This is a genomic window from Streptomyces prasinopilosus (assembly GCF_001419695.1).
In the GTDB taxonomy this organism is placed as follows: domain Bacteria; phylum Actinomycetota; class Actinomycetes; order Streptomycetales; family Streptomycetaceae; genus Streptomyces; species Streptomyces prasinopilosus.
Genome location: NZ_LIRG01000332.1, coordinates 1 through 15183, shown reverse-complemented (window position 1 = coordinate 15183; position 15183 = coordinate 1). Strand labels below are relative to the sequence as shown.

Here is a 15183-nt window from a genome sequence, read left to right as displayed (position 1 = left end):
TACGGGGTGGCCGCCCCTGCCAGGGCTGCCACGACGGATACGGCGACTGCGACACCAGGTACCTCCCCCGACTCCACACGTCATCCCATCATGCGCCCCCGCGACGCCTTCCGGCACCGCAGCACGTCACGAAACCGGTACAGGTCATGAGAACGCCGCAGGGGCGGCCACCCCGTACGAAACGGGAGTGACCGCCCCTGCGGTACGTCGAACGGCTCGCCTACTGGTTGTACGGACCGTAGTCGTAGTCCTCCAGCGGAACGGCCTGGCCGGAGCCCGTGCCGAACGGCGAGTAGTCGATGTCGTCGTAGCCGACGGCCGAGTACATCGCGGCCTTGGCCTCCTCGGTCGGCTCGACCCGGATGTTGCGGTAGCGGGACAGACCCGTACCGGCCGGGATGAGCTTACCGATGATGACGTTCTCCTTGAGGCCGATCAGGGAGTCGGACTTGGCGTTGATCGCCGCGTCCGTGAGGACCCTGGTCGTCTCCTGGAAGGACGCCGCCGACAGCCACGACTCGGTCGCCAGCGAGGCCTTGGTGATACCCATCAGCTGCGGACGGCCGGAGGCGGGGTGACCGCCCTCCTGCACCACACGACGGTTCTCGGTCTCGAACTTCGACCGCTCGACCAGCTCGCCGGGCAGCAGCTCGGCGTCGCCGGACTCGATGATCGTCACACGGCGGAGCATCTGCCGGATGATGATCTCGATGTGCTTGTCGTGGATCGACACGCCCTGCGAGTTGTAGACCTTCTGGACCTCGCCGACCAGGTGGACCTGGACGGCCCGCTGACCCAGGATGCGCAGCACGTCGTGCGGGTTGGTGGCACCCACGGTGAGCTTCTGGCCCACCTCGACGTGATCGCCCTCGCCGACCAGCAGACGGGCACGCTTCGAGATCGGGAACGCCGTCTCGTCGCTGCCGTCGTCCGGGGTGACGACGATCTTCTTCGTCTTCTCGGTCTCCTCGATCCGGACGCGGCCGGCGGCCTCGGAGATCGGGGCGACACCCTTCGGGGTACGGGCCTCGAAGAGCTCGACGACACGCGGCAGACCCTGGGTGATGTCGTCACCGGCCACACCACCGGTGTGGAAGGTGCGCATCGTCAGCTGGGTGCCGGGCTCACCGATGGACTGGGCGGCGATGATGCCGACCGCCTCACCGATGTCGACCAGCTTGCCGGTGGCCAGCGAACGGCCGTAGCACATGGCGCAGGTGCCGACGGCGGACTCGCAGGTCAGGATCGAACGGGTCTTGACCTCCTCGACGCCGTGGTGCACCAGCTGGTCGATGAGCACGTCGCCGAGGTCCACGTTGGCCGGCGCGATCACCTTGCCGTCGATGACGACGTCCTCGGCGAGCATGCGGGCGTACACGCTGGTCTCGACGTCGTCCGTCTTGCGCAGCGTCCCGTCGGCGGCGCGCGAGGCGATCCGCAGCTTCAGACCGCGCTCGGTGCCGCAGTCCTCCTCGCGGATGATGACGTCCTGGGAGACGTCGACCAGACGACGGGTGAGGTAACCCGAGTCGGCGGTACGCAGAGCGGTGTCCGCCAGACCCTTACGGGCACCGTGCGTGGAGATGAAGTACTCCAGCACGGACAGACCCTCACGGAACGAGGCCTTGATGGGCCGCGGGATCGTCTCGTTCTTCGCGTTCGACACCAGACCACGCATACCGGCGATCTGACGCATCTGCATCATGTTGCCTCGTGCGCCCGAGTTCACCATCATGAAGATCGGGTTGGTCTTCGGGAAGTTGTCGTTCATCGCCTCGGCGACCTCGTTGGTCGCCTTGGTCCAGATCGCGATGAGTTCCTGCGTGCGCTCGTCCTTGGTGATCAGACCGCGCTCGTACTGCTTCTGGACCTTCTCGTCCTGCGCCTCGTACCCCTGGACGATCGCCTTCTTCGCCTCGGGGACGACGACGTCGGAGATGGCCACGGTGACGCCGGAACGGGTCGCCCAGTGGAAGCCGGACGCCTTCAGGTTGTCGAGCGTCGCCGCCACGATGACCTTCGGGTAGCGCTCGGCGAGGTCGTTGACGATCTCGGAGAGCTGCTTCTTGCCGACCTCGTAGTCGACGAACGGGTAGTCCTCGGGCAGCAGCTCGTTGAAGAGCGCGCGGCCCAGCGTGGTGTTCAGCCGGAAGCTGTCACCCTGCTGCCACTCCGGCTCGCCCTCCTCGCGCGCCGGCGGCGTCCAGCCGCGCGGCGGGATGGTGCCCACCGGGAAGCGGACGTCGATCCTCGACTGGAGCGACAGCTCGCCCGCGTCGAAGGCCATGATCGCCTCGGCGACCGAGGAGAAGGAACGCTCCTCGCCCTTGAGCTCGCGCATCTCACCGTCGGTGGTGAGGAAGAACAGACCGAGGACCATGTCCTGGGTCGGCATCGTCACCGGACGGCCGTCGGCGGGCTTGAGGATGTTGTTCGAGGACAGCATCAGGATGCGGGCCTCGGCCTGCGCCTCCGCGGACAGCGGCAGGTGCACGGCCATCTGGTCACCGTCGAAGTCCGCGTTGAACGCGGTGCAGACGAGCGGGTGGATCTGGATGGCCTTGCCCTCGACCAGCTGCGGCTCGAAGGCCTGGATGCCGAGGCGGTGCAGCGTGGGCGCACGGTTCAGCAGGACCGGGTGCTCCGCGATGACCTCTTCGAGCACGTCGTACACGACCGTGCGGCCGCGCTCGACCATGCGCTTGGCGCTCTTGATGTTCTGCGCGTGGTTCAGGTCGACCAGGCGCTTCATCACGAACGGCTTGAACAGCTCCAGCGCCATCGCCTTCGGCAGACCGCACTGGTGCAGCTTCAGCTGCGGACCGACGACGATCACGGAGCGCGCCGAGTAGTCCACGCGCTTGCCGAGCAGGTTCTGGCGGAAGCGGCCCTGCTTGCCCTTGAGCATGTCGGACAGCGACTTCAGCGGACGGTTGCCGGGGCCCGTCACCGGGCGGCCGCGGCGGCCGTTGTCGAAGAGCGCGTCGACGGCCTCCTGGAGCATGCGCTTCTCGTTGTTCACGATGATCTCGGGCGCGCCGAGGTCGAGAAGCCGCTTCAGGCGGTTGTTGCGGTTGATGACGCGGCGGTACAGGTCGTTCAGGTCGGAGGTCGCGAAGCGGCCACCGTCCAGCTGCACCATCGGACGCAGGTCCGGCGGGATGACCGGCACGCAGTCCAGCACCATGCCCTTGGGGCTGTTGCTGGTCTGCAGGAACGCGGAGACGACCTTGAGGCGCTTGAGCGCGCGGGTCTTCTTCTGGCCCTTGCCGGTGCGGATGATCTCGCGGAGGCGCTCGGCCTCCTCCTCGAGGTCGAAGGACTCCAGGCGCTTCTGCAGCGCCGCGGCACCCATCGAACCGTCGAAGTACGTGCCGAAGCGGTCGCGCAGCTCGCGGTAGAGCAGCTCGTCGCCCTCGAGGTCCTGGACCTTGAGGTTCTTGAACCGGTTCCACACCTCGTCGAGGCGGTCGATCTCACGCTGCGCACGGTCGCGCAGCTGCTTCATCTCGCGCTCGGCACCCTCGCGCACCTTGCGGCGCACGTCGGCCTTGGCGCCCTCGGCCTCGAGCTCGGCCAGGTCGGTCTCGAGCTTCTTGGCCCGGGCCTCCAGGTCGGCGTCGCGACGGTTCTCCACCTGCTGGCGCTCGACGGAGACGTGCGCCTCCAGCGAGGGCAGGTCGCGGGTGCGGCGCTCCTCGTCGACGAACGTGATCATGTACGCCGCGAAGTAGATGACCTTCTCCAGGTCCTTCGGGGCGAGGTCGAGCAGGTAGCCGAGGCGCGACGGGACGCCCTTGAAGTACCAGATGTGCGTGACGGGGGCGGCGAGCTCGATGTGGCCCATCCGCTCACGGCGCACCTTGGCGCGCGTGACCTCGACGCCACAGCGCTCGCAGATGATGCCCTTGAAGCGGACGCGCTTGTACTTGCCGCAGTAGCACTCCCAGTCCCGGGTCGGACCGAAGATCTTCTCGCAGAAGAGTCCGTCCTTCTCGGGCTTGAGGGTGCGGTAGTTGATGGTCTCGGGCTTCTTGACCTCGCCGTGGCTCCACTGACGGATGTCGTCCGCGGTGGCCAGGCCGATCCGGAGCTCATCGAAGAAGTTGACGTCGAGCACTATGCGTCAATCCCTCTCAGGGTTGTAAGTCATGGGGTCTGATACGGGGGTCCTGGGGCCGGCCGGAGGTTCAGGGATCTTCATCGCCGAACCTCCTGGCCAAAACTCCCGTCAGACCTCTTCGACGCTGCTCGGCTCGCGCCGCGACAGGTCGATGCCGAGCTCCTCCGCAGCGCGGAAGACGTCCTCGTCGGTGTCGCGCATCTCGATGGACATGCCGTCCGAGGACAGCACCTCCACGTTGAGGCACAGGGACTGCATCTCCTTGATGAGCACCTTGAAGGACTCGGGGATGCCGGGCTCGGGGATGTTCTCGCCCTTGACGATGGCCTCGTAGACCTTCACGCGGCCGGTCACGTCGTCGGACTTGATGGTCAGCAGCTCCTGGAGGGCGTACGCGGCGCCGTACGCCTCCAGCGCCCACACCTCCATCTCACCGAAGCGCTGGCCACCGAACTGGGCCTTACCACCCAGCGGCTGCTGGGTGATCATCGAGTACGGACCGGTCGAGCGGGCGTGCAGCTTGTCGTCGACCAGGTGGTGCAGCTTGAGGATGTACATGTAGCCGACCGAGATCGGCTCCGGGAACGGCTCGCCGGAGCGGCCGTCGAACAGCCTCGCCTTGCCGGACGGGAGCACCATGCGCTCGCCGTCCCGGTTCGGGATGGTGTGCTGCAGCAGGCCGGCCAGCTCGTCCTCGCGCGCACCGTCGAAGACGGGGGTGGCGACGTTGGTGCCGGGCTCGACCTTGTCGGCGCCGATGGCCTGCAGGCGCTCCGCCCACTCCTCGGCGAGGCCGGAGACGTCCCAGCCGCGGCTGGCGAGCCAGCCGAGGTGGATCTCCAGCACCTGTCCCGGGTTCATCCGGGACGGCACGCCGAGCGGGTTGAGGATGATGTCGACCGGGGTGCCGTCCTCCAGGAACGGCATGTCCTCGATCGGCAGGATCTTCGAGATGACGCCCTTGTTGCCGTGGCGGCCGGCGAGCTTGTCACCGTCGGTGATCTTGCGCTTCTGCGCGACGTAGACGCGCACCAGCTGGTTCACACCGGGGGGAAGCTCGTCGCCCTCCTCGCGGTCGAAGACGCGCACGCCGATGATCTTGCCGATCTCGCCGTGCGGCACCTTCAGCGAGGTGTCGCGGACCTCACGGGCCTTCTCGCCGAAGATCGCGCGCAGCAGGCGCTCCTCGGGGGTCAGCTCGGTCTCGCCCTTGGGCGTGACCTTGCCGACGAGGATGTCGCCGGCGACGACCTCGGCACCGATGCGGATGATGCCGCGCTCGTCGAGGTCGGCGAGGACCTCCTCGGAGACGTTCGGGATGTCCCGGGTGATCTCCTCGGGGCCGAGCTTGGTGTCACGGGCGTCGACCTCGTGCTCCTCGATGTGGATCGAGGAGAGGACGTCGTCCTGGACGAGGCGCTGCGACAGGATGATCGCGTCCTCGTAGTTGTGGCCCTCCCACGGCATGAACGCGACCAGCAGGTTCTTGCCGAGCGCCATCTCGCCGTTCTCGGTGGCCGGACCGTCGGCGAGGACCTGGCCCTCGACGACGCGGTCGCCCTCGTTGACGATGACCTTCTGGTTGACCGAGGTGCCCTGGTTGGAGCGGGCGAACTTGGCCAGGCGGTACGTGATGTACGTGCCGTCGTCGTTGGTCGTGGTGATGTAGTCCGCGGAGACCTCCTGGACCACACCCGCCTTCTCGGCCTTGACCACGTCACCGGCGTCGGCGGCGGAGCGGTACTCCATGCCGGTGCCGACGAGCGGGGACTCGGACCTGATCAGCGGCACGGCCTGGCGCATCATGTTCGCGCCCATGAGGGCACGGTTGGCGTCGTCGTGCTCGAGGAAGGGGATCATGGCGGTCGCGACCGACACCATCTGGCGCGGCGAGACGTCCATGTAGTCGACCTCGTCGGGGCTGACGTAGTCGACCTCGCCGCCCTTGCGGCGGACCAGGACGCGGGCCTCGGCGAACCGCATCTCGTCGCTCAGCGGGGCGTTGGCCTGCGCGATGACGAAGCGGTCCTCCTCGTCGGCGGTCAGGTAGTCGACGTCGTCGGTGACCTGGCCGTCGATGACCTTGCGGTACGGGGTCTCGACGAAACCGAACGCGTTGACCCGGCCGTAGGAGGCGAGCGAGCCGATCAGACCGATGTTCGGGCCTTCGGGCGTCTCGATCGGGCACATGCGGCCGTAGTGCGAGGGGTGCACGTCACGGACCTCGAAGCCGGCCCGCTCACGGGAGAGACCACCCGGGCCGAGCGCGGACAGACGACGCTTGTGCGTCAGCCCGGACAGCGGGTTGTTCTGGTCCATGAACTGCGACAGCTGGCTGGTGCCGAAGAACTCCTTGATGGAGGCGACGACCGGCCGGATGTTGATCAGGGTCTGCGGCGTGATCGCCTCGACGTCCTGGGTCGTCATGCGCTCGCGCACGACGCGCTCCATGCGGGCCAGACCCGTGCGGACCTGGTTCTGGATGAGCTCGCCGACGCTGCGCAGGCGACGGTTGCCGAAGTGGTCGATGTCGTCCGTCTCGACGACGATCGTCTGACCGCTGTCACCGACGGTCTCGATCTCGCCGGCGTGCAGCTTCACCAGGTACTTGATCGTCGAGATGACGTCCTCGACGGTCAGCACGCCCGCGTCGAGCGGCGCGTCGGCACCCAGCTTCTTGTTGACCTTGTAGCGGCCGACCTTGGCCAGGTCGTAGCGCTTGGGGTTGAAGTAGAGGTTCTCGAGCAGCGTCTGCGCGGCCTCGCGGGTGGGGGGCTCGCCCGGACGCAGCTTGCGGTAGATGTCGAGCAGCGCGTCGTCCTGGCCCTGGGTGTGGTCCTTCTCCAGGGTGGCGCGCATGGACTCGTACTCGCCGAACTCCTCGAGGATCTGCTCGGTGGTCCAGCCGAGCGCCTTGAGAAGGACGGTGACGGACTGCTTGCGCTTGCGGTCGACGCGGACGCCGACCATGTCGCGCTTGTCGATCTCCATCTCCAGCCAGGCGCCCCGGGAGGGGATGATCTTGGCGGAGAAGATGTCCTTGTCGGACGTCTTGTCGATGCTGGAGTCGAAGTAGACACCCGGCGAACGGACCAGCTGCGACACCACGACACGCTCGGTGCCGTTGATGACGAAGGTGCCCTTGTTCGTCATGAGCGGGAAGTCGCCCATGAAGACGGTCTGGGACTTGATCTCGCCGGTCTCGTTATTGGTGAACTCGGCGGTGACGAAGAGCGGCGCCGCGTACGTGAAGTCGCGGTCCTTGCACTCGTCGATGGAGTTCTTGGGCGGCTCGAAGCGGTGGTCGCGGAAGGTCAGCGACATCGACCCGGAGAAGTCCTCGATCGGGGAGATCTCCTCGAAGATCTCTTCCAGACCGGACTTGGTGGGGACGTCCTGACCGCTGTCCAGAGCGGCCTCGACGCGAGCCTTCCAGGCGTCGTTGCCGAGCAGCCAGTCGAAGCTCTCGGTCTGCAGCGCGAGAAGGTTCGGAACCTCGAGGGGCTCCTTGATCTTTGCAAAAGAGATGCGCAGCGGGGCGGTGCTGGCGGCGTTGTTCGTATTCGCGGTCGAGGCATTGCGCGAGGCGGCCAAGAGGGGGTCCTTCCGAGGGCTCGGACTCACTACGCGCGTACCGGCCCCCCACGGGACACCACGGCAGACACTTCGCTTCCCGGCGGAAAAGGCCAGGTCAGAGAGATCTGATCGTCAGTGCTCAAGTGAGGGCATGCCCCTGGTGACGGGCAGGGGACAGCTAACAGGCAGCGCAAAGGGACAGTGTAGCCACTTGGCACACTGATGTCCAGTGCGGGTTTTCGAGACCCTCGGAGGCCCTCGTTGCTCTCAACTCCTGTGACACGGTCCTGCCCTCAACGCACCGTGATACTGCCCTCTTTGCCGCCGATCCATGCCTCGGATCCGGATCCTTGTGACGACGCGTCCTGAGAATTGCGTGCCCCGTGCGGTTCGTCAAGGCCCCCTCGCCCGAACCGCCTTTCGACCGGCGATCCCCGTGGCCCGCACAGGACCACGACGAAGATCACCCTACCCCCCGCCGTCCCGGGTTCGAGGCAGCCGCCGCCGGTCCCGGAGACACCGAGGAGCGACCACCCGGATGGATGATCGCTCCTCGGCGCTTGCGCGTTACACGTCCTGGTGGACGCGGTGCGGATCCGGCTCCGCCGGGCCGCGGGGGTCCTGTGGGACCCGGAAGGTCTTACTTGACCTCGACGGAGGCGCCGGCGCCCTCGAGGGCCTCCTTGGCCTTGTCGGCGGCTTCCTTGTTGACCTTCTCGACGACGGGCTTCGGCGCACCGTCGACCAGGTCCTTGGCCTCCTTCAGGCCGAGGGAGGTCAGCTCGCGCACGACCTTGATGACCTGGATCTTCTTGTCGCCGGCACCGGTGAGGATGACGTCGAACTCGTCCTTCTCGGCCTCGGCCTCGACCGGGGCGCCCGGGGCGGCGGGGCCGGCCACGGCGACCGCGGCGGCGGCGGTGACGTCGAACTTCTCCTCGAAGGCCTTCACGAACTCGGAGAGCTCGATGAGGGTCATGCCCTCGAACTGGGCCAGCAGCTCGTCCTGGGTGAGCTTCGCCATGATGGCGGTCCTTCCACTAAATCGGCGGGTGCCGGGTGTACTGGGTGAGGCGGGCGTACGTCGGGCCCGCTATGACCCTCGCCTCATGTCGGCGAAGGCCGGAAAGCGAGCCGAATTACTCGGCACCGCCCTGCTCGTCCTGCTTGGCGCGAAGCGCGTCCACGGTGCGGACGAGCTTCGACGGAAGCGCCTGGAAGAGCTGCGCAGTCTGCGTCTGCTTGCCCTTGAAGGCACCCGCCAGCTTGGAGAGCAGAACCTCGCGGGACTCGAGGTCCGCGAGCTTCTTGATCTCATCGGCGGACAGCGCCTTGCCGTCAAGGACACCGCCCTTGATGATGAGATTCGGGTTGTCCTTGGCGAAGTCACGAAGACCCTTCGCCGACTCCACCGGGTCACCGGTGACGAAGGCGACCGCCGTCGGGCCAGCGAAGAGCTGGTCGTCGAGCGTGATCCCGGCCTCGTTGGCCGCAATCTTGGTCAGCGTGTTCTTCACCACGGCGTACTGGGCGTTCTCACCGAGCGAACGACGCAGCGTCTTGAGCTGCGCCACGGTGAGACCGCGGTACTCGGTCAGCACGGCGGCGTTGGAGCTGCGGAACTTGTCCGTCAGCTCGGCAACCGCGGCAGCCTTGTCGGGCCTCGCCATAGAGTCTCGGCCTCCTTCCGGGTGATTCGGACCGCGCGGACCCGAAGGAGGACTGGGGAAAACGAAACGCCCCGGGCGCAGGCGCACGGGGCGAGGCTCAACCGGCTTTCGCTTCCTCGCGGTCGCGAAGTCCGGGAACTCTTCCACAGTCACCTGCGCGGGTCGTCCGCAGTTCAGCGGATCCTTCGGCCACCGCACCCTCTTGCGAGTGCACGGCAACGACCAGCGGTCTTTGGCTTCCTCTGGAGAGTACGGGACCGGATCGCCGTGAGGCAAATCCGGTCCCGCCGGGACGTTCGGGGCGGACCGCCGGAACGGTCCTTCCGGGCGGGCCGCCGGGGCAGGCCCTCACGGCGGCCGGGCCGCCGGAGCCGTCCCGGCGGGTACCCGGACACCGGTCCCGGCGTCCGTCCCGGTGCCCGAGTGCCCTCCCCGAGGTCCCGCAGCGTCGCGAAGAGGTCGTTCCCGCGTCCGCCCCCGGCGGCGCCCGGAGCTCGGCCCGGCCCCGTGGCCGGAGCGCGAAAGAACCCGCCCCCGCGCCGTGGAAGGCGCGGGGGCGGGCTCGGGTGTGCTCGGTGAGCCTGCGGGGCCGGACGGGCCGGCCCGGTGGGCTCAGACCGCCGCCGGGTCCTCTTCGACGAGGAGGTTGCGGGTGCGGTTCGAGTCGAGCGGAATGCTGGGGCCGATCGTGGTGGTGATCGCGGCCTTCTTGATGTACCGGCCCTTCGCGGCGGACGGCTTCAGACGGAGGATCTCCTCCAGCGCGGCGCCGTAGTTCTCCACCAGCTTGGTGTCGTCGAAGGACGTCTTGCCGATGATGAAGTGCAGGTTCGAGTGCTTGTCGACGCGGAACTCGATCTTGCCACCCTTGATGTCGTTGACAGCCTTGGTGACGTCCGGGGTGACGGTGCCGGTCTTGGGGTTCGGCATGAGACCACGGGGACCGAGCACGCGGCCGAGGCGGCCGACCTTGCCCATGAGGTCCGGGGTGGCGACGACGGCGTCGAAGTCCAGACGGCCCTTCGACACCTCGTCGATCAGTTCGTCGGCGCCGACGATGTCGGCGCCCGCGGCACGCGCGGCCTCGGCACGGTCGCCGGTCGCGAAGACCAGGACCCGGGCGGTCTTGCCGGTGCCGTGCGGGAGGTTCACGGTGCCACGCACCATCTGGTCGGCCTTGCGCGGGTCGACGCCCAGGCGGAAGGCGACCTCGACGGTGCCGTCGAACTTCGAGGTGGAGGTCTCCTTGGCGAGACGGACGGCCTCGAGCGGGGCGTACAGCTTCTCCCGGTCGACCTTGGCGTCCGCAGCGCGGAGAGACTTGCTGCGCTTGCTCACGTATTGCTCCTGGGGGTTCTTAGGAGTCGTGGTCCGGGCCGAGCAGGCCCTTCCACACTTCTGCTTGGCTTACGGGGGTGGAGGTCAGCCCTCGACCGTGACGCCCATGGAACGGGCGGTGCCGGCGATGATCTTCGACGCGGCGTCCAGGTCGTTGGCGTTGAGGTCGGGCAGCTTGGTCGTGGCGATCTCACGGACCTGGGCGGCGGTGATCTTCGCGACCTTGGTCTTGTGCGGCTCGCCGGAGCCCTTCTCCACGCCCGCGGCCTTGAGGATCATCTTCGCGGCCGGCGGGGTCTTGGTGATGAAGGTGAAGGAGCGGTCCTCGTAGACCGTGATCTCCACCGGGATGACCCAGCCGCGCTGCGACTCGGTCGCGGCGTTGTAGGCCTTGCAGAACTCCATGATGTTGACGCCGTGCTGACCCAGCGCGGGGCCGACCGGCGGAGCCGGGTTGGCGGCACCGGCCTGGATCTGGAGCTTGATGAGCCCCGTGACCTTCTTCTTCTTGGGAGGCATGACTCTCCGGGTCCTTTCGATTCGGGTCCTGCCCGCGCACCGGGAATCACCCGGAGACAGGCATACCGCACAACGATAGCGGGTATGGATGTGCGGCCAAAAACCGAGCAGGTCAGGCAGACGCCGGAGCGTTCACCTGACCTGTTCGGAAGTCGTGGTCCAGACTGTCCGGACGGTCCGAGCTGCTCGGAACCGGGTCAGTTCTTCTGGATCTGGTCGAAGGAGAGCTCGACCGGCGTCTCGCGGCCGAAGATCTCCACCAGGCCCTTGACCTTCTTGGAGTCGGGGTTGATCTCGTTGATGGTCGCCTGGAGGGTGGCGAACGGGCCGTCGGTGACGGTGACCGAGTCGCCGACCTCGAAGTCCAGCACCTGGACCTCGACCTTGCGCTGCGGAGCCGGCTTGCCCTCGGCCTCGGCGGCCTCGCGGGCGGCCTTCTCCTCGGCCTCCGGGGCGAGCATCTTGACGATCTCGTCCAGGGTCAGCGGGTACGGGTCGTAGGCGTTGCCCACGAAGCCGGTGACGCCGGGGGTGTTGCGGACGACGCCCCAGGACTCGTTCGTCAGGTCCATGCGGACCAGGACGTAGCCGGGGAGCTTGTTCTGCTTGATCGTCTTGCGGTCGCCGTTCTTGATCTGGACGACCTCTTCCTGCGGCACCTCGGCCTGGAAGATGAAGTCCTCGACGTTCAGCGAGACGGCGCGCTGCTCCAGGTTGGTCTTCACCCGGTTCTCGTAGCCCGCGTACGTGTGGATGACGTACCACTCGCCGGGCAGCGTCCGCAGTTCCTCGCGGAGCTTCTCGACCGGGTCGCGGTTGTCCTCGGCCTCTTCGGCGGCGTCGTCGTCGGCCTCTTCGGCCTCGGGGGACGCGTCGGCCGCCGTCCCGGACTCGTCCGCGGCGGCGTCGGCAGCCTCGACCTCGGCGGGGGCCTCGGAGGCCTCGCCGTCCGCGCCCCCGACGGTGTCGAGCTCGTCCTCGACGGACTCGACCGGCTCGATGGCGTCGTTCACGTTCGGGTCAGACACGGTGGCTGCTTCTTCCTGGATACATAGGGGTGGAACACGCGAAAGGAGCGCCGGGTACCTCGGCGCTCTTCGCAGGCGGCTCAGCCGAAGACGTACTTGGCGACGTGACCGAGCCCGTAGTCGATCAGTGTGATCAGACCGATCATGACGACCACAAAGATGATCACCGCGGTTGTGTACGACGTCAGCTGGTTCCGGGTCGGCCAGACCACCTTGCGAAGTTCCGCCACGATCTGGCGGTAGAAGAGCGCGAGGCGCTTCAGCGGGCCCTTCTTGGCACGCTTTCCGCCCTTGCGGGTCTTCTTCTTGGAGTCCGGCGCCTCGTCCTCGGCATCAGGCATGTCGATGGAGCCCACGGCGTCCGTCACTCGTCCTCACCTGATTCCGGGTCATGGCCGTGCCGCGCCCGGTATGAGCCGCACGGCGGTGCATTGCTGTACGTACATGCGTACACATCCTGGCTAAGGTTGTGTGTAGCAGGGCCGGAGGGACTTGAACCCCCAACCGCTGGTTTTGGAGACCAGTGCTCTACCAATTGAGCTACGACCCTTTGTGTGTCCCCCAACGTACCGCATCCGGCCGGATGCTTGGTGTGCACCCGGTGAGCGCGGCCGCGGAAGGCCAACGAGGTGTGAGTGTACGTGTTCCGGGGCCGGGCGTCGAACAGAAAGCGCCCGCGACCGGATCTCCCGGCCGAAGATCGTCCCGTCGGCGGGGGCCGGCGGAACGGATCCGGACTGGTGTTCAGAGGTTGGCCAGGAGCTGTTCAGTCTGTGAAACCCCCGTACCGGGCGGGTTTCCGGTCTGGAACGATGGGGCCCATGAGCGCTGCAACCCCTCCCACCGAGCGCCGGGTCTCCGCCCGGGTCGGTGCGATCTCCGAGTCCGCCACCCTCGCCGTGGACGCCAAGGCCAAGGCCCTCAAGGCCGCCGGGCGACCGGTGATCGGCTTCGGCGCCGGTGAACCCGACTTCCCGACCCCGGACTACATCGTCGACGCCGCGATCGAGGCGTGCCGGAACCCGAAGTACCACCGCTACACGCCGGCCGGCGGGCTGCCGGAGCTGAAGGCCGCGATCGCCGCGAAGACGCTGCGCGACTCCGGCTACGAGGTGGACCCCGCCCAGGTCCTCGTCACCAACGGCGGCAAGCAGGCCATCTACGAGGCGTTCGCCGCGATCCTCGACCCGGGTGACGAGGTCATCGTCCCGGCCCCGTACTGGACGACGTACCCGGAGTCGATCCGCCTGGCCGGCGGTGTGCCGGTCGAGGTCGTCGCCGACGAGACGACCGGCTACCGCGTCAGCGTGGAGCAGCTGGAGGCCGCGCGGACGGAGAAGACCAAGGTCGTCCTGTTCGTCTCCCCCTCGAACCCCACCGGCGCGGTCTACAGCGCCGAGGACGCCGAGGCGATCGGCCGCTGGGCGGTCGAGCACGGCCTGTGGGTGCTGACCGACGAGATCTACGAGCACCTGGTCTACGGCGACGCCGTCTTCACCTCGCTGCCCGCCGTCCTGCCGGAGCTGCGGGACAAGTGCATCGTGGTCAACGGCGTCGCGAAGACGTACGCGATGACCGGCTGGCGGGTCGGGTGGATCATCGGCCCGAAGGACGTCGTGAAGGCCGCCACCAACCTGCAGTCGCACGCCACGTCCAACGTGTCGAACGTCGCCCAGGTCGCGGCGCTGGCCGCGGTCTCCGGCTCCCTGGACGCGGTCGCCACGATGCGCGAGGCCTTCGACCGCCGGCGCAGGACCATCGTGCGGATGCTCAACGAGATCGACGGCGTGGTCTGCCCGGAGCCCGAGGGCGCGTTCTACGCCTACCCGTCGGTGAAGGCCCTGATCGGCAAGGAGATCCGGGGCAAGCGGCCGCGGAACTCCGTGGAGCTGGCCGCGCTCATCCTCGAGGAGGTCGAGGTCGCGGTCGTCCCCGGCGAGGCCTTCGGCACCCCGGGGTACCTGCGGCTGTCCTACGCGCTGGGCGACGAGGACCTGGTGGAGGGCGTGAGCCGGATCCAGAAGCTCCTGGCGGAGGCGCGGGACTGAGTCCGGCCTGCCCATGAGAGCGGGCCGCGGGCCGTTTCCCTCCGGGGAGGCGGCCCGCTTCCGGTTCCGCCCGTCTCGTGCCGACGTGCGAGCAAGACCACGTTCGGGGAAAGAGCTACCGGGGTGCCCGTGCGGTGCGGCAGGATTTCGGGATGGAACGTGTACGTGACCTCTCCCTGCTGCCGAAGGCCCACCTGCACCTGCACTTCACCGGGTCGATGCGCCCCGCCACCGTGCTGGAGCTGGCCGACAAGTACGGCGTACGCCTCCCCGAGGCGCTGACCGAGGCGCTGACCAGCGGGGAGCCGCCGAGCCTGCGGGCCACGGACGAGCGGGGCTGGTTCCGGTTCCAGCGGCTGTACGACGCGGCGCGCTCGTGCCTGAGGGAGCCGGAGGACATCCAGCGGCTGGTGCGGGAGGCCGCGGAGGAGGACCTCGGGGACGGGTCGGGCTGGCTGGAGATCCAGGTCGACCCGACGTCGTACGCGCCCCGGCTGGGCGGACTGATCCCGGCGCTGGAGGTCATCCTGGACGCGGTGGCCTCGGCGCGGCGGGACACCGGGCTCGGGATGCGGGTGCTGGTCGCCGCGAACCGGATGAAGCACCACCTGGACGCGCGCACGCTGGCCCGGCTGGCGGTGCGGTACGCGGACCGGGGGATCGTCGGCTTCGGGCTGTCCAACGACGAGCGGCGCGGCATGGCCCGGGACTTCGACCGGGCGTTCGCCATCGCGCGCGAGGGCGGGCTGCTGTCCGCGCCGCACGGGGGTGAGCTGTCCGGGCCCGCGTCCGTGCGGGACTGCCTGGACGACCTGGGGGCCGACCGGATCGGGCACGGGGTGCGGGCGGCGGAGGACCCGCGGCTGCTGCGGCGGCTCGCG

General features: G+C 68.0%; 10 protein-coding genes and 1 tRNA gene. 2 read left to right on the top strand and 9 right to left on the bottom strand.

What is annotated here, in order from left to right; genetic code table 11:
• Nucleotides 1-220 precede the first annotated feature (220 nt).
• The 9 genes from AOK18_RS14865 to AOK18_RS14825 all read right to left on the bottom strand — a co-directional run bounded on the left by AOK18_RS14865 (nucleotide 221) and on the right by AOK18_RS14825 (nucleotide 12804).
• On the bottom strand, nucleotides 221-4120 hold the full coding sequence (locus tag AOK18_RS14865) for a DNA-directed RNA polymerase subunit beta' (RefSeq protein ID WP_055570306.1): 3900 nt from the start codon (nucleotides 4118-4120) through the stop codon (nucleotides 221-223).
• A 111-nt stretch (nucleotides 4121-4231) separates the two neighbouring features.
• Entirely contained in the window at nucleotides 4232-7717 is a 3486-nt protein-coding gene (rpoB, locus tag AOK18_RS14860) for a DNA-directed RNA polymerase subunit beta (protein ID WP_055570305.1), read from the bottom strand.
• A gap of 622 nt (nucleotides 7718-8339) precedes the next feature.
• Nucleotides 8340-8723 carry a 50S ribosomal protein L7/L12 gene (gene rplL / locus AOK18_RS14855; protein ID WP_055570304.1) on the bottom strand — a complete coding sequence of 128 codons (384 nt, stop codon included), beginning with the start codon at nucleotides 8721-8723 and terminating at the stop codon, nucleotides 8340-8342.
• Between the two features lie 115 nt (nucleotides 8724-8838).
• The gene (rplJ, locus tag AOK18_RS14850) at nucleotides 8839-9369 is read right to left on the bottom strand and encodes a 50S ribosomal protein L10 (protein ID WP_055570303.1); all 531 of its coding nucleotides are present in this window, start codon (nucleotides 9367-9369) and stop codon (nucleotides 8839-8841) included.
• A gap of 612 nt (nucleotides 9370-9981) precedes the next feature.
• Nucleotides 9982-10707, bottom strand: coding sequence for a 50S ribosomal protein L1 (gene rplA, locus AOK18_RS14845; RefSeq protein WP_055570302.1), 726 nt, complete (start codon nucleotides 10705-10707; stop codon nucleotides 9982-9984).
• A gap of 84 nt (nucleotides 10708-10791) precedes the next feature.
• Complete coding sequence (gene rplK, locus AOK18_RS14840; protein ID WP_055570301.1) at nucleotides 10792-11226, bottom strand: 50S ribosomal protein L11; 435 nt, start codon at nucleotides 11224-11226, stop codon at nucleotides 10792-10794.
• Nucleotides 11227-11423: 197 nt separating this feature from the next.
• Nucleotides 11424-12254, bottom strand: coding sequence for a transcription termination/antitermination protein NusG (gene nusG / locus AOK18_RS14835; protein WP_055570300.1), 831 nt, complete (start codon nucleotides 12252-12254; stop codon nucleotides 11424-11426).
• An 80-nt stretch (nucleotides 12255-12334) separates the two neighbouring features.
• On the bottom strand, nucleotides 12335-12622 hold the full coding sequence (secE, locus tag AOK18_RS14830) for a preprotein translocase subunit SecE (protein WP_055570299.1): 288 nt from the start codon (nucleotides 12620-12622) through the stop codon (nucleotides 12335-12337).
• A 109-nt stretch (nucleotides 12623-12731) separates the two neighbouring features.
• Nucleotides 12732-12804, bottom strand: a tRNA-Trp gene (locus AOK18_RS14825).
• 271 nt (nucleotides 12805-13075) lie between these two features.
• Here AOK18_RS14825 and AOK18_RS14820 point away from each other — a divergent pair.
• Both AOK18_RS14820 and add read left to right on the top strand, forming a co-directional pair.
• Nucleotides 13076-14302 (top strand): pyridoxal phosphate-dependent aminotransferase, encoded by a 1227-nt coding sequence (locus AOK18_RS14820; protein ID WP_055570298.1) that lies wholly within the window; start codon nucleotides 13076-13078, stop codon nucleotides 14300-14302.
• Nucleotides 14303-14454: 152 nt separating this feature from the next.
• Nucleotides 14455-15183 (top strand): adenosine deaminase (gene add, locus AOK18_RS14815; RefSeq protein ID WP_055694659.1); only part of this gene is annotated, 729 nt, incomplete at its 3' end.